The organism is Streptomyces sp. 4N124 (assembly GCF_052245395.1).
In the GTDB taxonomy this organism is placed as follows: Bacteria; Actinomycetota; Actinomycetes; order Streptomycetales; family Streptomycetaceae; genus Streptomyces.
This window is the reverse complement of sequence record NZ_JBQQBS010000009.1, coordinates 16,629-39,023: the sequence shown is the minus strand read 5'-3', so window position 1 is coordinate 39,023 and position 22,395 is coordinate 16,629. Positions and strand designations below refer to the sequence as shown.

At 70.6% G+C, this 22,395-nt stretch carries 21 protein-coding genes; 15 read left to right on the top strand and 6 right to left on the bottom strand.

What is annotated here, in order from left to right; genetic code table 11:
* Position 1: 1 nt before the first annotated feature.
* Positions 2-2,482, bottom strand: coding sequence for a ThuA domain-containing protein (locus ACTWQO_RS11590; RefSeq protein ID WP_443237155.1), 2,481 nt, complete (start codon positions 2,480-2,482; stop codon positions 2-4).
* A gap of 189 nt (positions 2,483-2,671) precedes the next feature.
* Between ACTWQO_RS11590 and ACTWQO_RS11585 the strand changes: the two genes are divergently transcribed.
* The 4 genes from ACTWQO_RS11585 to ACTWQO_RS11570 all read left to right on the top strand — a co-directional run bounded on the left by ACTWQO_RS11585 (position 2,672) and on the right by ACTWQO_RS11570 (position 6,025).
* A complete protein-coding gene (locus ACTWQO_RS11585) occupies positions 2,672-3,631 on the top strand; it encodes a multicopper oxidase domain-containing protein (RefSeq protein ID WP_443237154.1) in 960 nt (319 codons plus the stop codon).
* A gap of 77 nt (positions 3,632-3,708) precedes the next feature.
* Positions 3,709-4,713: a LacI family DNA-binding transcriptional regulator gene (locus ACTWQO_RS11580; RefSeq protein ID WP_443237153.1), complete on the top strand. Its 1,005-nt coding sequence runs from the start codon at positions 3,709-3,711 to the stop codon at positions 4,711-4,713.
* Positions 4,714-4,851: 138 nt separating this feature from the next.
* A complete protein-coding gene (locus ACTWQO_RS11575; protein WP_443237152.1) occupies positions 4,852-5,643 on the top strand; it encodes a VOC family protein in 792 nt (263 codons plus the stop codon).
* Positions 5,644-5,779: 136 nt separating this feature from the next.
* Positions 5,780-6,025 carry a WhiB family transcriptional regulator gene (locus ACTWQO_RS11570; RefSeq protein ID WP_443237151.1) on the top strand — a complete coding sequence of 82 codons (246 nt, stop codon included), beginning with the start codon at positions 5,780-5,782 and terminating at the stop codon, positions 6,023-6,025.
* A 19-nt stretch (positions 6,026-6,044) separates the two neighbouring features.
* Here the strand turns inward: ACTWQO_RS11570 and ACTWQO_RS11565 are convergent, their stop codons facing one another.
* The 3 genes from ACTWQO_RS11565 to ACTWQO_RS11555 form a co-directional block, all read right to left on the bottom strand.
* Positions 6,045-7,019, bottom strand: a complete 975-nt coding sequence (locus tag ACTWQO_RS11565; protein WP_443237150.1) for an acyl-ACP desaturase — start codon at positions 7,017-7,019, stop codon at positions 6,045-6,047.
* A 197-nt stretch (positions 7,020-7,216) separates the two neighbouring features.
* Positions 7,217-7,993 (bottom strand): dimethylargininase, encoded by a 777-nt coding sequence (ddaH, locus tag ACTWQO_RS11560; RefSeq protein ID WP_443237322.1) that lies wholly within the window; start codon positions 7,991-7,993, stop codon positions 7,217-7,219.
* Positions 7,994-8,090: 97 nt separating this feature from the next.
* Entirely contained in the window at positions 8,091-9,719 is a 1,629-nt protein-coding gene (locus ACTWQO_RS11555; RefSeq protein ID WP_443237149.1) for an ABC-F family ATP-binding cassette domain-containing protein, read from the bottom strand.
* Between the two features lie 298 nt (positions 9,720-10,017).
* Between ACTWQO_RS11555 and ACTWQO_RS11550 the strand changes: the two genes are divergently transcribed.
* Together ACTWQO_RS11550 and ACTWQO_RS11545 are read left to right on the top strand one after the other, a co-directional pair.
* Positions 10,018-10,689, top strand: coding sequence for a GOLPH3/VPS74 family protein (locus ACTWQO_RS11550; protein WP_443237148.1), 672 nt, complete (start codon positions 10,018-10,020; stop codon positions 10,687-10,689).
* Between the two features lie 86 nt (positions 10,690-10,775).
* Positions 10,776-11,612, top strand: a complete 837-nt coding sequence (locus ACTWQO_RS11545; protein WP_443237147.1) for an isocitrate lyase/PEP mutase family protein — start codon at positions 10,776-10,778, stop codon at positions 11,610-11,612.
* A 95-nt stretch (positions 11,613-11,707) separates the two neighbouring features.
* Here the strand turns inward: ACTWQO_RS11545 and ACTWQO_RS11540 are convergent, their stop codons facing one another.
* Positions 11,708-12,067 carry an SsgA family sporulation/cell division regulator gene (locus tag ACTWQO_RS11540; RefSeq protein WP_443237321.1) on the bottom strand — a complete coding sequence of 120 codons (360 nt, stop codon included), beginning with the start codon at positions 12,065-12,067 and terminating at the stop codon, positions 11,708-11,710.
* Positions 12,068-12,345: 278 nt separating this feature from the next.
* On the opposite strand from ACTWQO_RS11540, the gene ACTWQO_RS11535 reads away from it, so the two are divergent.
* The 4 genes from ACTWQO_RS11535 (at position 12,346) to mmpA (ending at position 14,810) form a co-directional block, all read left to right on the top strand.
* Positions 12,346-13,455 carry a WD40/YVTN/BNR-like repeat-containing protein gene (locus ACTWQO_RS11535; protein WP_443237146.1) on the top strand — a complete coding sequence of 370 codons (1,110 nt, stop codon included), beginning with the start codon at positions 12,346-12,348 and terminating at the stop codon, positions 13,453-13,455.
* Positions 13,456-13,504: 49 nt separating this feature from the next.
* Positions 13,505-13,831: a plasmid stabilization protein gene (locus tag ACTWQO_RS11530; RefSeq protein WP_443237145.1), complete on the top strand. Its 327-nt coding sequence runs from the start codon at positions 13,505-13,507 to the stop codon at positions 13,829-13,831.
* A 37-nt stretch (positions 13,832-13,868) separates the two neighbouring features.
* Complete coding sequence (locus ACTWQO_RS11525; RefSeq protein WP_443237144.1) at positions 13,869-14,558, top strand: endonuclease V; 690 nt, start codon at positions 13,869-13,871, stop codon at positions 14,556-14,558.
* A gap of 93 nt (positions 14,559-14,651) precedes the next feature.
* Positions 14,652-14,810, top strand: coding sequence for a morphogenic membrane protein MmpA (gene mmpA / locus ACTWQO_RS11520; RefSeq protein ID WP_443237143.1), 159 nt, complete (start codon positions 14,652-14,654; stop codon positions 14,808-14,810).
* 7 nt (positions 14,811-14,817) lie between these two features.
* Here the strand turns inward: mmpA and ACTWQO_RS11515 are convergent, their stop codons facing one another.
* Positions 14,818-15,990, bottom strand: a complete 1,173-nt coding sequence (locus ACTWQO_RS11515) for a saccharopine dehydrogenase family protein (RefSeq protein WP_443237142.1) — start codon at positions 15,988-15,990, stop codon at positions 14,818-14,820.
* 69 nt (positions 15,991-16,059) lie between these two features.
* Between ACTWQO_RS11515 and ACTWQO_RS11510 the strand changes: the two genes are divergently transcribed.
* The 5 genes from ACTWQO_RS11510 to ACTWQO_RS11490 all read left to right on the top strand — a co-directional run bounded on the left by ACTWQO_RS11510 (position 16,060) and on the right by ACTWQO_RS11490 (position 22,315).
* Positions 16,060-16,464: an MmcQ/YjbR family DNA-binding protein gene (locus ACTWQO_RS11510; RefSeq protein WP_443237141.1), complete on the top strand. Its 405-nt coding sequence runs from the start codon at positions 16,060-16,062 to the stop codon at positions 16,462-16,464.
* A gap of 105 nt (positions 16,465-16,569) precedes the next feature.
* Positions 16,570-17,709: a CaiB/BaiF CoA transferase family protein gene (locus ACTWQO_RS11505; protein ID WP_443237140.1), complete on the top strand. Its 1,140-nt coding sequence runs from the start codon at positions 16,570-16,572 to the stop codon at positions 17,707-17,709.
* A complete protein-coding gene (locus tag ACTWQO_RS11500; RefSeq protein WP_443237139.1) occupies positions 17,706-18,848 on the top strand; it encodes an acyl-CoA dehydrogenase family protein in 1,143 nt (380 codons plus the stop codon). Before ACTWQO_RS11505 ends, ACTWQO_RS11500 begins: the two co-directional genes overlap by 4 nt.
* Positions 18,849-18,869: 21 nt before the next feature.
* Positions 18,870-20,084 carry an acetyl-CoA C-acetyltransferase gene (locus ACTWQO_RS11495; protein ID WP_443237138.1) on the top strand — a complete coding sequence of 405 codons (1,215 nt, stop codon included), beginning with the start codon at positions 18,870-18,872 and terminating at the stop codon, positions 20,082-20,084.
* A gap of 56 nt (positions 20,085-20,140) precedes the next feature.
* Positions 20,141-22,315: a 3-hydroxyacyl-CoA dehydrogenase NAD-binding domain-containing protein gene (locus ACTWQO_RS11490; protein WP_443237137.1), complete on the top strand. Its 2,175-nt coding sequence runs from the start codon at positions 20,141-20,143 to the stop codon at positions 22,313-22,315.
* The last annotated feature ends 80 nt before the right edge of the window (positions 22,316-22,395 follow it).

Below are 22,395 nucleotides of genomic sequence, written 5' to 3'. Positions count from 1 at the left end.
ATCACTGCGCTCCCCTCGCCAGCTGGCCGGCGGCCGGTGTCGGCCCGCCGCCCGTGTACGTGACCCGCCACAGCGCCGACTTGGGGTCCGAGGTGAAGAAGCCGCGGCCGTAGTCGAGGACGTACATGGCTCCGTCCGGACCGAATTTCCAGTCCATGAGGTTCTTGATGCCGTCGTTGCCTATCGGCACGATCTTCTTCAGCGACTCCGAGTGGATCGGCAGACCGCCGTCACCGTGGGTCTTCGGGTCGGTGATGACGGCGTTGCGCGGCTGGTCGGCGTCGTAGAAGTCGCCGACGAACCACTTGCCGTCCCAGTAGGAGGGCCACTGCGTCGCGCTCGTGCTCTGGGCGTCGTACCGGTAGACCGGCCCGTTCATCGCGGCCTGGCCGCCGCCCTTGAGCCACGGCAGCAGGTACTTGGCGTCCTCCTGCTTGTACGAGGGGATGCCGTTCGCGTCCCGCGGGTAGTCCGGGGCGCCGCCCTGGGGCGAGTACCAGATGTTGTTGCCGGTGACCGGCGGCAGGTTGACCAGGCCGTCGTTGTTCGGCGACTCGTTCTTCGGGTGGTCGCAGTCGTACCAGCCCAGCGGCTGCGACGGATCGGGCAGATTGCGGTCGCGGTAGGGCTGCTTGTTGCCCATGCAGTAGGGCCAACCCCGGTTGCTCGCCTTGGTGATGACGGCGAAGGTGTCGTACTTCGCCGGGCCCCATGTCGTGGAGGGCGCCGAAGCGTCCGGGCCGACCCAGCCGGCGTAGAGGATGTCGGTCTTCTGGTCGACGAAGATGCGGGCCGGGTTCCTGACCCCCATCACATAGATCTCGCCGCGCGTCTTGCCGCCGCCCTCGTCGGTCTCCTTGCCGGTGAACAGGTTGCCCTCGGGGAGTGTGTACGTGCCGTCGGGCTCCGGGTGGATGCGCAGGATCTTGCCGTTGAGGTTGTTGGTGTTGCCGGCGGTGCGGCGCGCGTCGGCGAAGGAGACGCCCTTGTAGTTGGGCTGCGGGTTGTTGCCCGAGTAGCCGCCGCTGAAGCCGCTGGAGTTGTTGTCGCCCGTCGCGATGTACAGGTTGCCCTTCGAGTCCCAGGACATCCCGCCGCCCGAGTGGCAGCAACTGTGGATCTGCACCTGCCACTTGAGCAGTATCTTCTCGCTGCTCAGGTCCAGCTTGTTGGTGGCGAGGTCGAGCGTGAAGCGGGAGACGCGGCGCTCGGCCATCCGCGTGTCGCGGTTGATCTGCGAGTGCGGGGTGTAGTGCAGATACACCCAGCCGTTCTCCTCGAAGCGCGGGTCCAGCTCGATGCCGAGCAGCCCCTCTTCGACCTTGGTCAGCTCGTCGCCGCCGCCCTTGTTGCCGAAGACGCTCAACGCACCCGCCAGGGTGACCTTCTTGGTCTTCGGGTCGTAGACGTGGATCTCGCCCTTGCCCTTGCCGATGTCCGGGTTGTTCCAGTCGGTGATCACCGGCTGGGAGGAGTCGGCACCGCCCCGGCCGATGTAGAGCACGCGTCCGTCGGGCGCGGTGACCAGGCCGTGCGGCTCGCCGATCTGGTCGTTCTGACCGGGCTGGTTGGGCTGGGTGAGGCGCTCCGCCTTGTAGTTCGCGTTGATCGTGGCCTTGCAGTCGGCCTGCGCGAGGCGGGTGGTCCAGAGCAGCGCACCGCGCAGATGGGCGCGGAAGTCCGTCTCGTCGTACGACGACACCGTGCCGCCCATGCCGGTGTAGAAGGAGCGTCCACCGTCGTAGTCACGGCACCAGCTCACCGGGTGGTCCCACCCGTTGGCGGTGGCTCCCGGCTGGTACGTCGACTCGCGCACCCGCGCGACGGTGTGCACGTCGCCTGACGGGTTCTTCACCCAGTTGAACCACTGGTCCGGCCGCTTCCACTGGACCGGCAGGTCCTTGGTGGCGGGGTGCTGCCGGTCGCCGACCTCAACCGTCGCTCGCTGTACGGCCGTTGGGCTGGAGGCCGCCGGGCGGGCGCCCACCAGACCCGTGAACCAGTCCGAGTACGGCTCCGCACGTGCCGCGTCATGGACGCCGACGAAACCGCCGCCCGCCTCCATGTAGGCCTCCAGGCCCGCCTCCTGCTCGGGTTCGAGGACGTCGCCGCCACCGGTCAGGAACACGATCGCGTTGAAACGGCCCAGCCGGGTCTCGTCGGTGAAGACCGAGGCGTCGTCCGAGGCCACCACCTTGAAGCGCTGGTTCTCCGGTCCGGACAGGCCGATCTTCTCGATGGCCTCGATCCCGGCGTTCACGACCGGCGACTCCTCCCCGGCCGCCGCGGAGCCGTAGAAGACCAGCACCCGTACATTCGCGCCGCCCGGCGGCGACTTGATGGACATCGTTGTCAAGGGCGATCCCGGGTCGGGACGCGCGTTCGCGGCGGGACCCGACATGAGTCCGGCGGCGACGACGCCGGCGGTCACGGTGGCCGCCCAGACCCGTCTTCTTCTTGTGCTCAACCCTCGTAAGTGCATGGGCACCTCCTCGGTCACAGCGACAACGCCAAGGAAGCTAGACCTCTTTGCACGACCCGCCAATACCTATGACCGCAATGACACGAACTTTGTCCAGGGTGTGGAGAAACGGGAGTGTGGCCGGTACCGTCTCACAAGTTCATCACAGGTGCGCCTCCGCAAGTTCCGTATCAGGGTGGGGAGTTCCGCATGGACAGACGCGGGTTCAACAGACGGCTGCTGCTGGGCGGCGCGGCCGTCGCGACATCGTTGTCCGTGGCCTCCGAGGCCGTCAGTGTCGACGCCTCGGCGAAGAGCGCCGCGGCGAGGACGGCTCCGGCCGGCGGCGCGGTCAAGCACATCAAGCTGTACGCCGAGAAGTTCGCCGACGGACAGCTGGGCTACGGCTTCGAGAAGGGGAAGGCGACGATCCCCGGGCCACTGATCGAACTCAACGAGGGCGACACCCTGCACATCGAGTTCGAGAACACGACCGATGTGCGGGCGAGCCTGCACGTCCACGGCCTGGACTACGAAATCACCAGCGACGGCACCAAGTTGAACAAGAGCGACGTCGAACCGGGCGGCACCCGCACCTACACCTGGCGCACCCACAAGCCCGGCCGCCGCACCGACGGGACCTGGCGGGCGGGCAGCGCGGGCTACTGGCACTACCACGACCACGTCGTCGGCACCGAGCACGGCACCGGCGGCATCCGCAAGGGCCTGTACGGTCCGGTGATCGTGCGCCGGCAGGGCGACGTCCTGCCCGACGCGACCCACACGGTCGTCTTCAACGACATGCTGATCAACAACAAGCCGGCGCACTCGGGGCCCAACTTCGAGGCCACGGTGGGCGATCGGGTCGAGTTCGTGGTGATCACGCACGGCGAGTACTACCACACCTTCCATATGCACGGTCACCGCTGGGCGGACAACCGCACCGGCATGCTCACCGGCCCCGAGGACCCGAGCCAGGTCATCGACAACAAGATCACCGGTCCGGCGGACTCCTTCGGCTTCCAGGTGATCGCGGGGGAGGGGGTGGGAGCGGGCGCGTGGATGTACCACTGCCACGTCCAGAGCCACTCCGACATGGGGATGGTGGGCCTGTTCCTGGTGAAGAAGAAGGACGGAACGATCCCCGGGTATGAGCCGCACGAGCACTGACGGGCGTGCGGAGAGCGCTCTCACCTCGGCACGTGGCGCGGGCTATCCTGATCGGCACCCGCCGAGGAGGAGCCCACGTGACCGAAACCGCCCCTCGTCCCACCCTGGAGGCCGTGGCCGCCCGGGCCGGGGTGTCACGGGCCACCGTGTCCCGTGTGGTGAACGGCGGTGACGGAGTGCGGGAACCTCTGGTGGAGCGGGTGCGGCGGGCGGTGGAGGAACTGGGGTACGTCCCCAATCAGGCCGCCCGCAGTCTGGTCACCCGGCGGCACGACGCCATCGCCGTCGTCGTCGCCGAACCGGAGACACGGGTCTTCGCCGACCCCTTCTTCGCGCTGCAACTCCGCGGAATCAGCAAGGAGCTGACGGCCCACGACAACCAGCTCGTACTCCTGCTGACCGAGGGCCGCGACGACCACGCGCGCGTGGGGCGCTATCTCGCCGGCGGCCATGTCGACGGCGCGCTCGTCTTCTCCCTGCACCTGGACGATCCCCTGCCCGAGTTGATCCAGCGCGCCGGGGTCCCGACCGTGTTCGGCGGCCGGCCCGGCTGGAGCGACGGCACGAGCGGCGTGGTCTACGTCGACAGCGACAACCGCGGCGGCGCCCGCGAGGCCGTACGCCATCTCGTCGGCCTCGGCCGCACCCGCGTAGCGCACATCACCGGCGCCCTCGACCAGACCTCCGCGGTGGACCGGCTCGACGGGTTCCGGGACGTCATGACCGACGTCGATCCGCGGCTCGTCGTGGAGGGCGACTTCACGCCGGCCGGCGGTGAGCGGGCGATGCGGGAACTCCTGGACCAGTGCCCCGACGTGGACGCCGTCTTCGCCGCGAACGACCTGACCGCCGCGGGCGCCCTGCGGGTGCTGCGCGAGAGCGGGCGACGCGTGCCGGACGACGTCGCCGTGATCGGCTTCGACGACATGCTGCCGGTCGCCGAACAGACCGACCCGCCGCTGACGACGGTTCGTCAGGACATCGAGGAGATGGGCCGGTTGATGGCGCGGCTGCTGTTGCAGGGCCCGGCGCCGGGCGGTGTGGTGCTGCCCACGACGCTGGTGCGACGGGTCTCGGCGTAACGCCAGGACGCGCACGCGCCGCCGGGCGGAACATCCGGCCCGCCCGGGACGGACGCGTTCCGACGGCGATTGTCAGTGGGCGGTGCAAGACTCGGCAGAGCAGGCAACGGGACAACGGGACCCCTCGAGGAGGGCACCATGCTCAGCACCCGTTTTGTGAACGGCGCTCCCAACTGGGTCGATGTCGGTACGTCCGACATCGGCGGCGCCGCATCCTTCTACGGCGCCCTGTTCGGCTGGGAGTTCCAGTCGGCGGGGCCGGAGGGCGGCGGTTACGGCTTCTTCCAGCTCGGTGACAGGATCGCCGCGGGCGGTATGCAGACCACGCCGGAGCAGGGCCCGCCGGCCTGGACGGTGTACTTCCAGAGCCCGGACGCGGACGCCACGGCCAAGGCGGTGGAGCAGGCCCACGGCAGCGTGCCCGTGGCGCCGGTGGACGTCATGGCGCAGGGCCGGAGCGCGATCCTCGCCGATGACACGGGCGTGCCCTTCGGCATCTGGCAGCCCGCCGCCCGGAAGGGGCTCGACGTGGCGGGCGACCCAGGCTCGCTGTGCTGGGTCGAGCTCTACACACCGGACATCGCCCGGGCCGCCGCCTTCTACGACGCCGTGTTCGGCTGGGAGACCTCGGCCATGCCCTTCCCCGGCGGCACGTACACCTGCATCAACCCGGCGGGGACGGACGAGAACGCCATGTTCGGCGGCCTGGTGCCGCTGGCGGACGACCCGGCCGAGGCGGAGTCCGGTCCGTACTGGCTGCCGTACTTCGAGGTCGAGGACACCGACGCCGTGGTCGCCAAGGCGCGGGAGCTGGGCGGCGGAGTGCGGATGCCCGCCACCGACGCGGCGGGCGTCGGCCGGATGGCCAAGCTCGTCGACCCTTACGGTGCGCGCTTCGCGGTGATCAAGAGCGTGCCGCAGGAGAGCTGAAAACACGTCGGCCGTGCCGCGCGCCGCCGTGCGGCGGCCTGCCCGGCGAGGCCATCATCGAGTTGGCTGAGGGCCCGCGCGCCGCGTTGATCCGGCGTTGATCGAACGTTTTTCGCCGCCCGGCACGCTGCTGGCCATGCACACCGAAACAATCACCCCGGCCGACCTCGCCTGGCAGGAGGACGCGTTGTGCGCCCAGACCGGGGCGGACTTCTTCTTCCCCGAGCCCGGCAGCTCCGTACGGGAGGCGAAGCGGATCTGCGGTCTGTGCCCGATCCGCTCCGCCTGCCTGGAGTACGCGCTGGACAACGACGAGCGCTTCGGCGTCTGGGGCGGCCTGTCGGAGAAGGAACGCCTGGAACTCAGGCGTACGTCCCACTGAACCGCCGCGCCCGGACGTTTCAGCCCGCGGCCCGGGCCGCCATCCGCGCCTTGCGCGCCGCCAGCTTCTCGTCGAACTTCGACGCCTCCGAGTCCAGCCCGCCCATGTACAGGCCGAGCTCGTCCTGCGCCTTCTGCCCCTCCGGGCCGAGGCCGTCGATCTCCATGACCTTCAGGAAGCGCAGCACGGGCTGGAGCACGTCGTCGTGGTGGATGCGCATGTTGTAGATCTCGCCGATCGCCATCTGCGCGGCCGCCCGCTCGAAGCCGGGCATGCCGTGACCGGGCATGCGGAAGTTCACGATCACGTCGCGCACCGCCATCATCGTCAGGTCGGGCGCGAGCTCGAAGGCGGCCTTCAGCAGGTTCCGGTAGAAGACCATGTGCAGGTTCTCGTCGGTCGCGATGCGCGCCAGCATGCGGTCGCAGACCGGGTCGCCGGACTGGTGGCCGGTGTTGCGGTGCGAGACGCGGGTCGCCAGCTCCTGGAAGGACACGTAGGCCACCGAGTGCAGCATCGAGTGGCGGTTGTCCGACTCGAAGCCCTCGCTCATGTGGGCCATCCGGAACTGCTCCAGCTTGTCCGGGTCCACCGCGCGCGAGGCGAGCAGGTAGTCACGCATCACGATGCCGTGGCGGCCCTCCTCGGCGGTCCAGCGGTGCACCCAGGTGCCCCAGGCGCCGTCGCGGCCGAACAGCGAGGCGATCTCGTGGTGGTAGCTGGGGAGGTTGTCCTCGGTGAGCAGGTTCACGACCAGGGCGATCCGGCCGATCTCGGTGACCTTGGACTGCCCCTTCTCCCAGGCCTCGCCGTCCTCGAAGAAGCCGGGGAAGTTGCGGCCGTCGCTCCACGGCACGTACTCGTGGGGCATCCAGTCCTTGGTGACCTTCAGATGCCGGTTCAGCTCCTGCTCGACGACTTCCTCCAACGCGTACAGCAGCTTGGCGTCGGTCCAGACGGAAGGGCTGCCGAGGTGAGGGGAAGTAATCGTCACGGGAACTCCAGGGGACGTAAGAGAAACCGGCGAGCGGTGCCGGGTAACTTACGGAATCGTAGGCTACGAAACCGTAGGTTACGAAGCCGTAGGTTAAGAGCGCCGTAAAGACCGCTGATCAGCCAACATTCCCAAGGAAGACGGAGCAGCCCCGGGACCCGCAGGTCCCGGGGCTTTTGAGGCGATTCGGCACCAGGTCAGGCGTACAGCTCACGCAGTCTGACCGAGAGGCATGTCACACATCCCTCGAGCTTCTCGAACTCGCTGATGTCCACGACGACCGGGTCGTGACCGAGGTCGGCCAGCAGTTCCGCCGTCTTCGGCGCACTGGCCGCCATGAGCAGCTTGCTGCCGCCCAGCAGGACCACATGGGCGCCGGCCTCCTCGGGCACCGACAGGAAGCGCGGGAACAGCGACGGCCGGTCCACCTTGGGGATGTGCCCGATGACCGTCCCGTCGGGCAGGGCCGTCACCGCCGACTTCAGGTGCAGCACCCTGCTCACCGGTACGGCGACGACACGCGCCCCCAGCGGTTCGAAGGTGGCCCGCAGCTGCTGGACGCCGGCCGCGTTGGTACGGCCGCCCCGGCCGACGTAGATGGTGTCGCCGACCTTGAGGACGTCGCCGCCGTCCAGCGTGCCGGGATCCCAGATCCAGTTGACCGAGCAGCCGAGCCGGGCCACGGCCTCCTCGACGCCGAGGGTCTCCTCACGCCGGGACTCGGCGCCGGACCGGGCGATCAGGGCGACGTTCTTGTACATGACGACCGTGTCCTCGACGAACACCGAGTCGGGGCAGTCGTCGGCCGGATCCACCTCGACCGTCTCCCAGCCGTGCTCCCGCAAGGCCTCCGCATACGCCTCCCATTGCTCGAGCGCGAGATCGGTGTCGACCTTCTCCCGCTCGATGTGGGTCACCAGCCCTTCGGCGAGGCGCGGGCTGGGGCGGCGGATGAGGGCCTTCTTGCTGGGCACGTCCAGGACTCCGAATCGGGTGAGAGTGTCGGCGCCGGTGACGCAGCGCCGGTCCGCCATCATGCAGGGCCGGTCCGGGCGCACGAAACCCCCGACATCAGGCTGTGGCCTCCCCGAGATGATCGTCTCCGGTGATCTCGCGCAGCTCGCCGTCCAGGAGCAGCCACCGGGTGATGCCGATCGACTCCAGGAACGGCACGTCGTGGCTGGCCACGATCAGCGCCCCCTCGTACGACTCCAGCGCCGTGGTGAGCTGGCGCACGCTCGCCATGTCGAGGTTGTTCGTGGGCTCGTCCAGCATCAGCAGCTGCGGTGCCGGTTCCGCCAGCATCAGCGCGGCCAGCGCCGCCCGGAAGCGCTCGCCGCCGGACAGCGTCGCCGCCTGCTGGTCGGCCCGGCCGCCCCGGAACAGGAAGCGGGCCAGCCGGGCCCGGATCCGGTTGTTGGTGGCGCCCGGCGCGAACCTGGCCACGTTCTCGACGACCGTGCGACTGCCGTCGAGGACGTCGAGCCGCTGCGGCAGGAACCGCAGGGGCACATGCGCCGTCGCCTCGCCCGACACCGGCGCCAGCTCTCCGGTGATCGTCCGCAGCAGCGTCGTCTTGCCCGCGCCGTTGCGCCCGATCAGCGCGACGCGCTCGGGACCGCGCAGCTCGAAACCGCCGGCCACCCGCGCGCCGTAGGCGAGCTCCAGGTCCTGGAGGGTGAGGACGGTACGGCCCGGCGGTACGGCCGTGTGCGGCAGGTCGACGCGGATCTCGTCGTCGTCCCGTACGGCCTCCACCGCCTCGTCGAGACGTTCCCTGGCCTCGGCGAGTTTCTCCTGGTGCATGATGCGGTGCTTGCCCGCGGACTCCTGCGCCGCGCGCTTGCGCGCCCCCATGATGATCTTCGGTTCGCGCTTCTGGTCCCACATCTTCTGGCCGTACCGCTTGCGGCGGGCCAGCTTGACCTGGGCGTCCACCAGCTCGCGCTTCTGCTTCTTCAGGTCGGCCTCGGCGACCCGCACCATGCGCTCGGCCGCCTCCTGTTCGGTGGCGAGGATCTCCTCGTACGCCGAGAAGTTGCCGCCGTACCAGGTGATCTCCCCGGAGCGCAGATCGGCGATCTGGTCGACCAGGTCCAGCAGTTCACGGTCGTGACTGACCACGACCATCACCCCGGGCCAGGCGGCGACGGCCGCGTACAGCCGCTTGCGGGCGTAGATGTCGAGGTTGTTGGTCGGCTCGTCGAGCAGCAGCACGTCCGGCCGGCGCAGCAGCAGTGCGGCCAGCCGCAGCAGTACCGACTCGCCGCCCGAGACCTCGCCGATCCCGCGGTCCAACTCGATGTGTCCGAGCCCGAGTTCGCCGAGGGTGGCGAGCGCGCGCTCCTCCACGTCCCAGTCGTCGCCGACGGTCTCGAAGTGCTCCTCGGTCACATCGCCCGCCTCGATGGCGTGCAACGCGGCCCGCTGTGCGGCGATGCCGAGCGCCTCGTCGACCCGGAGTGCGGTGTCGAGCGTGACGTTCTGCGGGAGACAGCCGATCTCGCCGGCGACCCGGACGGTGCCGTCGGCCGGTGCGAGATCACCGGCGATCAGCTTCAACAGGGTTGACTTCCCTGACCCGTTGACGCCGACGAGCCCGGTCCTGCCCGGACCGAAAGCGGTGTCGAGGCCCTCGAAGACGGCGGTGCCGTCGGGCCAGGCGAAGGACAGGGACGTAACGGTGATGGACATGGACATGCGGGCCTCCGCGGTTGCTCGAAAGGATCAGGGGCAAACGCGTATCGAGACACCGGCGACCAACGGGGAAGAGGTCCCGGGAGGCATGAGAAAAGCCCTGCCCGTCGAGGACGGCTCGAATGCCGAGGTCGCACGCAGCGCCCACGCCCAAGGGGTGTGACGCGGTGTCTCAGGACCTCAGACGAGCAACGTCCCTCTCCCATCGACGGCAACAGAACCGCTGTACACCGTACGAGGGGGCTCATCGGCTGTCAACGGATTAACGTGAACCCCGACCTCACCGCGCGAAGGAGGCCCCGTGCCCAACGGCTCGCTGTCGCTGCCGGCCCGGCTCTACCTGCTGGCCTGGGACACCACGAGGAACGAGGTCACCGGCGCCGCCCACCTCCACCATGTGGTGCGGGCCGGCGCCCTCACCGAATTGGCCCAGCGCGGCCTGCTCATCGATGCCGACGGCATCGCGACCCCGGTCGACATGGACTCCCTCACCGGGGACGCCGTGCTCGACGGGCTCCTGGAACTCGTCAGGGAGTCCCGACCGCACCGGTGGCGGACCTGGGTGACGCTGCACGCGCGCGTCACGCTCGACGCCGTACAGGCGAAGCTCGCCGCCGACGGGTACCTGCAGGTGACGAAGAAGCGGGTCCTCGGGGTGTTCCCGACCGTCGAGTACGGCGTGGACTGCAGCGGCGTCGTGGAGGCGCTGCGTGAGGAGGCGCGGCAGATCCTCGAAGGGCCGCTGCCCGTCGCGGAGATCGCGGACCGGGACGCGGCCGTCGTCGCGCTCGCTGTCGCGGGCCGGGTGCGCACGCTGGTGCCGTCCAAGGAGCGGGACCGCCACGAGGATCGGGTGGCGGCGCTGACGGAGCGGAGCGGGGCTGCGGCGCCGGGACTGCGGGCGGTGATCCGCGAGGTGCGTGCCGGGGTGGTCGCGGCGGTGTCGGCGCCGTCGGTGGCGACGGGCGGCTGAGGCGGCCCGCGCGCAGGGCGCCGTCGTCACGGTCGTGTCGGATTTCTGCCAGCCTCCGCACGGCCAGGGCTGGTTGAGTGACCCGCATGACGAACCAGAACACTCTCCGCGACCAGGCGCGGGCCTTCCGGGCCCTGCACGTCCCCGGCCGGCCGCTGGTCCTGCCGAACGCCTGGGACACGGCGAGCGCCTGTCTCGTCGAGGACGCCGGCGCCGCGGCGGTGGCAACCACGAGTGCCGGGCTGGCGTGGGAGCTGGGCGCCCCGGACGGCGACCGGCTGGAGCGCGACGCCGCGATCGAGGCCGTCGCGCGTATCGCCGCCGCGGTGGACGTACCTGTCAGCGCGGACATCGAGAGCGGCTACGCGCAGGATCCGGCGGGCGTCGCCGACACCGTCCGCGCGGTGCTCGCGGCGGGCGCCGTGGGCGTGAACATCGAGGACGCGCTGTACGGCGCCGGAGAGGGCCCGCTGCGGCCGGTCGCCGAGCAGGCGGAGCGTATCGCCGCCGCCCGCGAGGCCGCCGACACCGCGGGCGTGCCGCTGTACGTCAACGCCCGCATCGACACGTTCCTGCGCGGCGCCGGGGGAGTGGACTTCACCCTGGAGCGGGCCGCCGCCTTCCTGGCCGCGGGCGCCGACGGGATCTTCGTCCCCGGCGCCGTCGAACCGGGAACCGTGAAGCTGCTCGCCGACGGGATCGACGGACCGCTGAACGTGATGGCCGGTCCCGGTGCGCCGCCGGTGCCCGAGCTGGCCGCACTCGGGGTCGCCCGCGTGAGCGTCGGCTCGGGCCTGGCCCAGGCCGCACACGCCCTGATCCGCCGCGCCGCTCGGGAACTGCTGACGGCAGGGACGTACGAGTCGCTGGCGGACGGCCTCGACTACGGCGAACTCAACGAGCTGCTGGGACGAACGCGCTAAGCAAAGCGCCCTGTAGGGGCGCGGGGAACTGCGCGACCAGCCACAACGAGCCCGCAGACGACCGACGGCCAAACGCGGCACTACCAGCGCATCGCTTACGCCGCGTCGCGCATCAGCTCGGCAAGGTCCTGATCCAGGTCGATCTGCAGAGCCTCCAGCCCGATGGGAACAAGCGCACTCGTGGCCGCCAGGAAGGACCGCAGCTCCTCCGAGCGGACGTGCACGACAGCCGTGCCCTCGGGGGCGTGGAACTCCAGAACGGTGCGGTCGTAGCCGTACGGCCGTATCCGTACGTCGCCGTGGCCCTCCGCGTCCTGCATGCCGGCCGCGAGGAGTTCGCGGGAGAAGGTCCAGCAGACGTCGACGCCTTCCAGCGTCGCCGGAGCCGGGAAGGTCATGCGGATGGCGAACGGATCGCGTCGGTCGTACTGCAGGGTGGCGGGAATGCTCGGCATCCGCGGTGCTGCGGCGACGAGACGGGCCTCGACAGGCTGCTCGATGATGGACAACGCCTTGCTCCCTTATGACGACGGGACGGATTTCCGGGGATGAGGCCGGGCACTGGGAGAGACGACGGAATCAGCCAATCCGTGCACACGAATGCCGAGTGACCTCGGTCACTGCCTTCATGCACGGGAGCGGCCCGGCGCACCTCATGTGCCCCTTGGGGAACATGAGGCGGTATGCGACGCCATCTGGACGGCACCGGGGCGGTGGACTAGCTTCGCCCGCCATGAGGCGCTTGGGGATCACGCGACCGGTCGGGGCAAGGGGACGTACGAGACGAGCGGTGTCCGTGGGGGTGGTGTGCGGAGCGGCGCTGGCGGTGCTGACGTGCGCCGGGCCCACGCAGGCCGGCGAGGACCGGGCACCGCACTGGGAGCTCAAGGACAGCGGCACGACCGACGTACGGTTCCGGGGGCTCGCGGCCGTCAACCGGGGCACCGCCTGGCTCGCCGGGTCCAAGGGCACCGTCCTGCGCACCACGGACGGCGGCGCGAGCTGGCGGAACGTCTCGCCGCCGGGCGCCGCGGAGCTGGAGTTCCGGGACGTCGAGGCGTTCGACGCGCGGCGCGCGGTGGTGCTGGCCATCGGTGAGGGCGAGGCGTCCCGCGTCTACCGCACCGAAGACGGCGGGGCGACCTGGACCGAGTCCTTCCGCAACACCGACGCCAGGGCCTTCTACGACTGCATGACCTTCTTCGACCGCCGCCATGGCCTCGCGCTGAGTGACCCGGTGGACGGAAAGTTCCGCATCCTGTCGACGAGCGACGGCGGCCGCTCCTGGACGGTGCTGCCCGACACCGGCATGCCCGCGGCGCTGGACGGCGAGTTCGGGTTCGCGGCCAGTGGCCAGTGCCTGGTCGCCGCCGGCCCGAAGGACGTCTGGCTGGCCACCGGCGGCGGTGCCCACGCGCGCGTGCTGCACTCGGCCGACCGCGGACGGACCTGGACGGCCACCGACACCCCGATCCCGGCGGGCGATCCGGCCCGCGGCGTCTTCGCGCTCGCCTTCCGCGACCGCACCCACGGCCTCGCGGTCGGCGGCGACTACCGCGCCGACCAGGCCTCCCCGCAGGCCGCCGCACGCACCGCCGACGGTGGCCGCAGCTGGCAGCCCGCAGCCCAGCCACCGCCCGCCTACCGCTCCGGCGCCACCTGGCTCCCGTACAGCCGCACCGCCGCCCTCGCGGTCGGCCCCACCGGCACGGACCTCACGACGGACGCCGGCCGCACCTGGCGGACCGTCGACACCGGCTCGTACGACACCGTGGACTGCACCTCCGACCTTGGCTGCTGGGCCGCCGGGGAGAAGGGGCGGGTGGCCCGGCTGGAGGGCTGACGCCGAATTGTGGGTACCCGGTCGCCGAGTGCGAGAGGAGTGACCGTCCATGCCACGCGGTTCGAGCGAGAAGCGGGAACGCCAGTACGAGCACATCAAGGAGAGCGCCCGGGAACGCGGGGAGAGCCCCGAGCGGGCCAAGGAGATCGCCTCCCGGACGGTGAACAAGGAACGCGCCCGGTCCGGCGAGTCGAAGCAGGCCAGCCGTACCTCGACCCAGGACATGTCGTCCGGCAAACGCGGCGGCCAGCGGTCCGGCAAGGGTTCCCAGGGCCCCACCTACGACCAGCTCTACGAGGAGGCCAAGCAACGCAACATCCACGGCCGTTCGGACATGAACAAGAGCGAGCTGAAGCGGGCACTGGGCGGCAAGTGAACCGGGGCCGGCGGGCGGCCGTACCCTCGTCCTCACCATGACGACCGTACGCATCCCCGCCGGCTGGCCCGTGACCGAGGAACAGGCCCGTGCCGTCCAGGACGAGTTGCGCGAGCGGGTGGTGCTCGACGAGCCCGGGCCGCCGCCCGGATCGGGGCGGGTGACCGGGGTCGACGTGGCCTACGACGACGAGCGGGACGTCGTAGCGGCCGCGGCCGTCGTCCTGGACGCGGCGCGTCTCGACGTCGTCGCCGAGGCCACGGCCGTCGGGCGGATCTCCTTCCCGTACGTGCCCGGCCTGCTCGCCTTCCGCGAGATCCCCACGGTCCTCGCCGCCCTCGACGCGCTGCCGTGCCCGCCGGGCCTCGTGGTCTGCGACGGCTACGGCCTCGCCCACCCCCGCCGCTTCGGCCTCGCCAGCCACCTCGGCGTCCTCACCGGCCTGCCGACGATCGGCGTCGCCAAGAACCCGTTCACCTTCGCGTACGACGACCCGGACGCCCCGCGCGGCAGTACGTCGCCGCTGCTCGCGGGTACCGAGGAGGTCGGCCGTGCCCTGCGCACCCGGGACGCGGTCAAGCCCGTCTTCGTCTCCGTAGGCCACCGGGTGAGCCTCGACAACGCCTGCGCGCACACCCTCGCGCTCAGCCCCGCATACCGTCTCCCGGAGACGACACGCAGGGCCGACGCGCTGTGCCGGAGGGCGCTGCGGGACGCGACGGCCTGAAGGGAACCCGGCCCAGTACCGCGGGATCTGAGTACCCGGACTGAGTACCCGTACGGATGTGGCCGCACCGTCCTGGTCGGCAGGGTGGGGCGCATGACGACACACCGTGCCGCCCACCGTTCCCCCAAGCCCCTCGCCGACCCGAACCGACCGGTCGAGCGTGCCGTGAACGCCGCACTGATCCTTGCCGTGCTGTCCGGGCTCGGCTGGATCGGCGGCATGATCTACACCCTGTTGGGATGGTCGCTCTAGGACCCGTTCAGCGGGTCGCGGCCACCCGGAAGGTGATCCCCGCGTCGCGCAGCCGTTCGGTCAGCGCGTCGCCCATCGCCACCGCCGTCGTGACCTGCCCGGCCGTCGGCGGGAGTTCGTCGAACGCAAGGCACAGGGCCGACTCGGCGAACATCTTCGCCGTCTCGCCGTACCCCGGGTCGCCGCCCGCGACCTCGGTGAACACCCGTCGGCCGCCGCCCTCGCCGACGAAGCGCACGGAGAACCAGCTCTTAGCCCGCTTCTCGGGGCCGGGTCCGTCCCCGGGCTCCAGCCGGGAGGACAACCAGCGCCGCGCGGCGGGGAGTTGGGCCGCCGCCATCATCGCGCCCGCGAAGGCGACCCCGCCCAGCGCGACCGGCAGATGCCGGACGGCCGCGTACTCGCGGTAGCGGAAGTCGGGTCCGTACCGCTCCAGGGCGCGCGCGGACCGCCGTACGATCTGCGCGTCGATGGTGGGCAGCGGGACCGCCCAGGCGCCGACCTCCCCGGCGAACCGGGGCGCACCCGTCGGCGCGGTCGCGCGACGGCCCACCAGGCGCGGCTCGTGCCGGCTCCGGTCGCGTGCGGCGGCCACCATCTGGCGCGCACGGGCGAACTGGTTGAGTGCCGAGGCGAAGGTGCCGCCGGAGAACATGGCGTCGGCGGTCACGAACCCGTCGACGGTCAGCGGCACCCCCTCCGGCAGCTGCCGGACCGTGAAGTACGCGCCCAGGTCGTACGGGATCGAGTCGAAACCGCAGGCGTGCACCAGTCGCGCGCCCGTCTCACGCGCGCGTGCGTCATGGCGGACGTACGTCAGGTCCACGAACTCCGGCTCACCGCTCAGGTCGATGTAGTCGGTGCCGGTGTCCGCGCAGGCGGCGACCAGTTCCTCGCCGTACGTCACATACGGGCCGACCGTCGTCGCCACCACGCGCGCGTGCCCGGCGAGTTCGCGCAGCGCCGCCGCGTCGGACACGTCCGCCTGGACCAGGCCGACCTCGCCGGTCAGCCGCTCCCTGAGCCGCTCCAGCTTCTCGCGGTCGCGCCCGGCGATCGCCCAGCGCAGACCCTCGGGAGCGTGCGCGTCGAGGTACTCGGCGGTGAGGACTCCGACGAAGCCGGTGGCGCCGTAGAGCACGATGTCGTAGGGGCGGTCCGCCCCGTTCAGCCTGGTCATGACACTCCTGGAGTCCGCCGCACGCGCCGTTGTCGGTGGCCGAGGCTAGCGTGAGGAGTGCGCAGCTCGATGACCAGCCCGGAGGTGTGGACGGTGGCCGTGCCCAAGAACGCCCTGAAGAAGTGGGAAAAAGTGCGTGAGTTCGCGCTCGGCCTGCCCGGCGCCGCCGAGGACTTCCCCTGGGGCGAGACCGTCGCGAAGGTGAACAAGAAGGTCTTCGTCTTCATGGGCGTCGCCGACGGCAGCTATCCGATGGGCATCACGGTGAAGCTCAAGGACGACGAGGCCCACGCCCATGCCCTGACCTGCCCCGGCGCCGAGCCCGCCGGGTACGGCCTGGGCAAGGCGGGCTGGGTGAGCGTCCCCCTGGAGCAGCAGGGCGCCCCGGCGGCGGAGCTGCTGTGCGACTGGGTGGAGGAGAGCTATCGGACGATCGCACCCAAGAAGCTCATAGCGGAGCTGGACGCGCGCTGACCGGCACCTTGGCTAAGCGCTTGCTCGCCCAGGTCTTGTGTCCGCTGGAACACGTTCTTAGCATCACTGGTGTTACATCGGTTGTGTCATAGCGCAGGGGGCTGGATGACGACGGCGTCACACACACCCGCACCGGGCCCGCTCGGCGGCGTCCGCGTGGTCGAGCTGGCCGGGATCGGGCCGGGCCCCTTCGCCGCCATGCTCCTGGCCGACCTGGGCGCCGACGTGGTCCGCGTGGACCGGCCCGGCGGCTCGGGACTCGCGATCAACCCGGCGTACGACATCACCAACCGCAACAAGCGCTCGGTGATCGTCGACCTGAAGTCCCCGGACGGCCCCGCCTGCGTCCTCGACCTCGCCGCGCGCGCCGACATCCTCATCGAGGGCTACCGCCCCGGGGTCGCCGAGCGCCTCGGCGTCGGCCCCGAGGCCTGCCGGGCCCGCAACCCGAAGCTCGTCTACGGCCGCATGACCGGCTGGGGCCAGGAGGGCCCCCTTGCCGACCGCGCCGGCCATGACATCGCGTACATCGCGCTCACCGGCACCCTCGGCATGATCGGCGACGCGGACCAGCCCCCGGCCGTCCCCGCCAACCTGGTCGGCGACTACGCGGGCGGCTCGCTCTACCTCGTCGTCGGTGTCCTCGCGGCCCTGCACCACGCGCGCGTGACCGGCACCGGCCAGGTCGTGGACGCGGCGATCGTGGACGGCGCCGCCCACCTCGCCTCGATGATCCACGGCATGTTCGCCGCGGGCGGCTGGCAGGACCGGCGCGGGGCCAACCTGCTGGACGGCGGCTGTCCCTACTACGGGACGTACGAGACCGCGGACGGGAAGGCCATGGCGGTCGGCGCCCTGGAACCGCAGTTCTACGCCGAGTTCCTTGACCTGCTCGGCATCGAGGGGCATGCCGACTCCCGCAAGGACATCGCGCGCTGGGGCGAGCTGCGCGAGGCGGTCGCCGAGCGCTTCAAGTCCCGTACGCGGGACGAGTGGGCGGCCGTCTTCGAGGGTTCCGACGCGTGTGTGGCGCCGGTCCTGTCGCTGGGCGAGGCCCCGCACCACCCCCACCTCGCCGCCCGCGGCACCTTCACCGACCACGGCGGCATCACCCAGCCCGCCCCCGCGCCCCGCTTCTCGGCGACACCGACCGGCGTCCGCACCGGCCCCGCCCGACCGGGCGCCGACACGCCCGACGTGGCCCGCGACTGGGACGTACCCGACCTCATGAAGGGCCAGGAATGAAGCGGAAGATCTTCGCCCCCGAGCACGAGGAGTTCCGCGCGACCGTGCGCAGCTTCCTGGCCAAGGAGGTGCTGCCGTACTACGAGCAGTGGGAGAAGGACGGCATCGTCTCCCGGGACGCCTGGCGCGCGGCCGGAAAGCAGGGCCTCCTCGGGTTCGCCGTGCCGGAGGAGTACGGAGGCGGCGGCACGCCCGACTTCCGCTACAGCGCCGTCCTGGCCGAGGAGTTCACGCGCGCGGGCGCACCCGGGCTCGCGCTCGGACTGCACAACGACATCATCGGCCCGTATCTGACCGGCCTGGCCACCGAGGAACAGAAGCGGCGCTGGCTGCCCGGCTTCTGCGACGGCTCGCTGATCACCGCCATCGCGATGACCGAGCCCGGCGCCGGATCCGACCTCCAGGGCATCCGGACGCACGCCGAGGACCGCGGGGACCACTGGCTGCTGAACGGCTCCAAGACGTTCATTTCCAGCGGCATCCTCGCCGACCTGGTGATCGTCGTGGCGAAGACGACACCCGAGGGCGGTGCCCGCGGGCTGTCGCTGCTCGTCGTCGAGCGGGGCATGGACGGCTTCGAACGCGGCCGCAACCTCGACAAGATCGGCCAGAAGGCCCAGGACACGGCCGAGCTGTTCTTCCACGACGTCCGCGTGCCCAAGGAGAACCTGCTCGGCGACCTCAACGGCGCCTTCGGGCACCTGATGACGAACCTCGCGCAGGAGCGCCTGAGCATCGCCGTCTCCGGGATCGCCGCCGCCGAGCACGTCCTGGAGCTCACCACGGGGTACGTCAGGGAGCGCGAGGCCTTCGGACGGCCGCTCGCCAAGCTCCAGCACATCCGCTTCGAGATCGCGGAGATGGCCACCGAGTGCGCCGTCACCCGCACCTTCCTCGACCGCTGCATAGAGGACCACGCGCGCGGTGAGCTCGACGCCGTGCACGCCTCCATGGCCAAGTGGTGGGCGACCGAGCTGCAGAAGCGCGTCGCCGACCGCTGCCTCCAACTGCACGGCGGGTACGGCTACATGGCCGAGTACCCCGTCGCCCGGGCCTTCACCGACGGCCGTATCCAGACCATCTACGGCGGGACCACCGAGATCATGAAAGAGATCATCGGTCGTGCCGTCCTCGGCTGACCCTCACCGAAAGGCTTACCAGTGAGCACCGAAGCGTACGTGTACGACGCGATCCGTACCCCGCGCGGCCGCGGCAAGGCGAACGGCGCCCTGCACGGCACCAAGCCCATCGACCTCGTCGTCGGACTCATCCACGAGATCCAGGGCCGCTTCCCGGACCTGGACCCGGCGGCCATCGACGACATCGTGCTCGGCGTCGTGGGCCCCGTCGGCGACCAGGGCTCCGACATCGCCCGGATCGCGGCGGTCGCCGCGGGACTCCCGGACACGGTCGCGGGCGTACAGGAGAACCGCTTCTGTGCGTCGGGCCTGGAGGCCGTCAACATGGCCGCCATGAAGGTGCGTTCCGGCTGGGAGGACCTCGTCCTCGCCGGCGGCGTCGAGTCGATGTCCCGGGTGCCGATGGCCTCGGACGGCGGCGCCTGGTTCAACGACCCGATGACGAACCTGGCCGTGAACTTCGTGCCGCAGGGCATCGGAGCCGACCTGATCGCCACCATCGAGGGCTTCTCGCGGCGGGACGTCGACGAGTACGCCGCCCTCTCGCAGGAGCGGGCGGCCACGGCCTGGAAGGAGGGCCGCTTCGCGCGGTCCGTCGTGCCCGTGAAGGACCGCAGCGGCCTCGTCGTCCTCGACCACGACGAGCATCTGCGCCCCGGCACCACCGCCGACTCCCTCGCGGGGCTGAAGCCGTCCTTCGCGGACATCGGCGACCTGGGCGGCTTCGACGCCGTGGCGCTGCAGAAGTACCACTGGGTCGAGAAGATCGACCACGTCCACCACGCGGGCAACTCCTCCGGCATCGTCGACGGCGCCTCCCTGGTCGCGATCGGCTCCAAGGAGGTCGGCGAGCGCCACGGGCTCACCCCGCGCGCCCGCATCGTCTCCGCCGCCGTCTCCGGCTCGGAGCCCACCATCATGCTCACCGGTCCCGCGCCCGCCACCCGCAAGGCCCTGGCGAAGGCGGGCCTGACGATCGACGACATCGACCTGGTCGAGATCAACGAAGCCTTCGCGGCGGTCGTCCTGCGCTTCGTGCGCGACATGGGCCTGTCCCTCGACAAGGTCAACGTCAACGGCGGCGCGATCGCCCTCGGCCATCCGCTCGGCGCGACCGGCGCGATGATCCTCGGCACGCTCGTCGACGAACTGGAGCGCCAGGACAAGCGGTACGGCCTCGCCACGCTGTGCGTGGGCGGCGGCATGGGCATCGCGACCATCGTCGAGCGCGTCTGATTCCCGGCGGAATCAGCGGAATCAACAGACTTCAACGGCTTCTACGGAGACCCGTCATGACACAGAGCACCACCATCCGCTGGGAACAGGACCGCACCGGCGTCGTCACCCTCGTCCTCGACGACCCCGACCAGTCCGCGAACACCATGAACCAGGCGTTCCGCGACTCCCTCGCCGTCATCACCGACCGCCTGGAGGCCGAGAAGGACTCCATCCGCGGCATCATCTTCACCTCCGCCAAGAAGACCTTCTTCGCGGGCGGCGACCTGCGCGACCTGATCCGCGTCACCCCCGAGACGGCACAGGAGCTGTTCGACGGCGGCATGGCGATCAAGCGCCAGCTGCGCCGCATCGAGACCCTCGGCAAGCCGGTCGTCGCGGCGATGAACGGCGCGGCCCTCGGCGGCGGTTACGAGATCGCGCTCGCCTGCCACCACCGCATCGCCCTCGACGCCCCCGGCTCCAAGATCGGCTGCCCCGAGGTCACCCTCGGCCTGCTCCCCGGAGGCGGCGGCGTCGTCCGCACCGTACGCCTCCTGGGCATCGCCGACGCGCTGCTGAAGGTGCTGCTCCAGGGCACCCAGTACAGCCCGCAGCGTGCCCTGGAGAACGGCCTGATCCACGAAGTGGCCGCCACCCAGGACGAGTTGATGGCCAAGGCCCGCGCCTTCATCGAGGCCAACCCCGAGTCGCAGCAGCCCTGGGACAAGCCCGGCTACCGCATCCCGGGCGGAACCCCGGCGAACCCCAAGTTCGCTGCCAACCTGCCCGCTTTCCCCGCCACCCTGCGCAAGCAGACGAACGGCGCTCCCTACCCGGCCCCGCGCAACATCCTCGCCGCCGCCGTCGAGGGCTCCCAGGTCGACTTCGAGAACGCGCAGGTCATCGAGGCCCGCTACTTCGTGGAGCTGGCCGCGGGACAGACGTCGAAGAACATGATCCAGGCGTTCTTCTTCGACCTCCAGGCCGTCAACTCCGGCGCCAACCGCCCCAAGGGCATCGAACCGCGCAAGGTGAGCAAGGTGGCCGTCCTCGGCGCCGGGATGATGGGCGCGGGCATTGCCTACTCGTGCGCCCGCGCGGGCATCGAGGTGGTCCTGAAGGACGTATCGGCCGAAGCCGCCGCCAAGGGCAAGGGCTACTCCGAGAAGCTGTGCGCGAAGGCCGTCTCCCGGGGCCGTACGACCCAGGAGAAGGTGGACGCGCTGCTGGCCCGCATCACGCCGACCGCGGACCCGCAGGACGTGGCCGGCTGCGACGCGGTCATCGAGGCCGTCTTCGAGGACCCGGCCCTCAAGCACAAGGTGTTCCAGGAGATCCAGCACATCGTCGCGCCGGACGCGCTGCTGTGCTCCAACACCTCCACGCTCCCGATCACCGCCCTCGCCGAAGGCGTGGAGCGGCAGGGCGACTTCATCGGGCTGCACTTCTTCTCGCCCGTCGACAAGATGCCCCTCGTCGAGATCATCAAGGGCGAGCGGACGGGGGAGGAGGCACTCGCCCGCGCCTTCGACCTGGTCCGGCAGATCAAGAAGACCCCGATCGTCGTCAACGACTCGCGCGGCTTCTTCACCTCCCGGGTCATCGGCCACTTCATCAACGAGGGCGTGGCCATGGTCGGCGAGGGCGTCGAGCCCGCGTCGGTCGAGCAGGCCGCCGCCCAGGCGGGCTACCCGGCCAAGGTGCTGTCCCTCATGGACGAGCTGACGCTCACGCTGCCGCGCAAGATCCGCAGCGAGTCCAAGCGAGCCGTGGAGGAATCCGGCGGCACCTGGAAGACCCACCCCGCCGAGGCCGTCATCGACCGCATGATCGACGAGTTCGAGCGCACGGGCCGCAGCGGCGGCGCGGGCTTCTACGACTACGTGGACGGCAAGCGCGCGGGCCTGTGGCCCGGCCTGCGGGAGCACTTCACGCGAGAGGGCGCGGAGATCCCGTTCCGCGACATGCAGGAACGCATGCTGTTCTCCGAGGCGCTCGACACGGTGAAGCTCCTGGAGGAGGGCGTGCTGACGTCCGTCGCCGACGCCAACATCGGCTCCATCTTCGGTATCGGCTTCCCTGGCTGGACGGGTGGCGTCCTGCAGTACATCAACGGCTACGAGGGCGGCCTGCCCGGCTTCGTGGCACGCGCGCGTGAACTCACCGAGCGGTACGGGGAGCGGTTCACGCCGCCCGCGCTGCTGGTGGAGAAGGCGGAGAAGGGCGAGAAGTTCACCGACGCGATGTGACATGTCAGATGTGACATAGCACTGAGCGGCGCGCTCACCTTGCGAGGGCGTGGACGGGCAGCGGCTTCCTCACCGGGCAG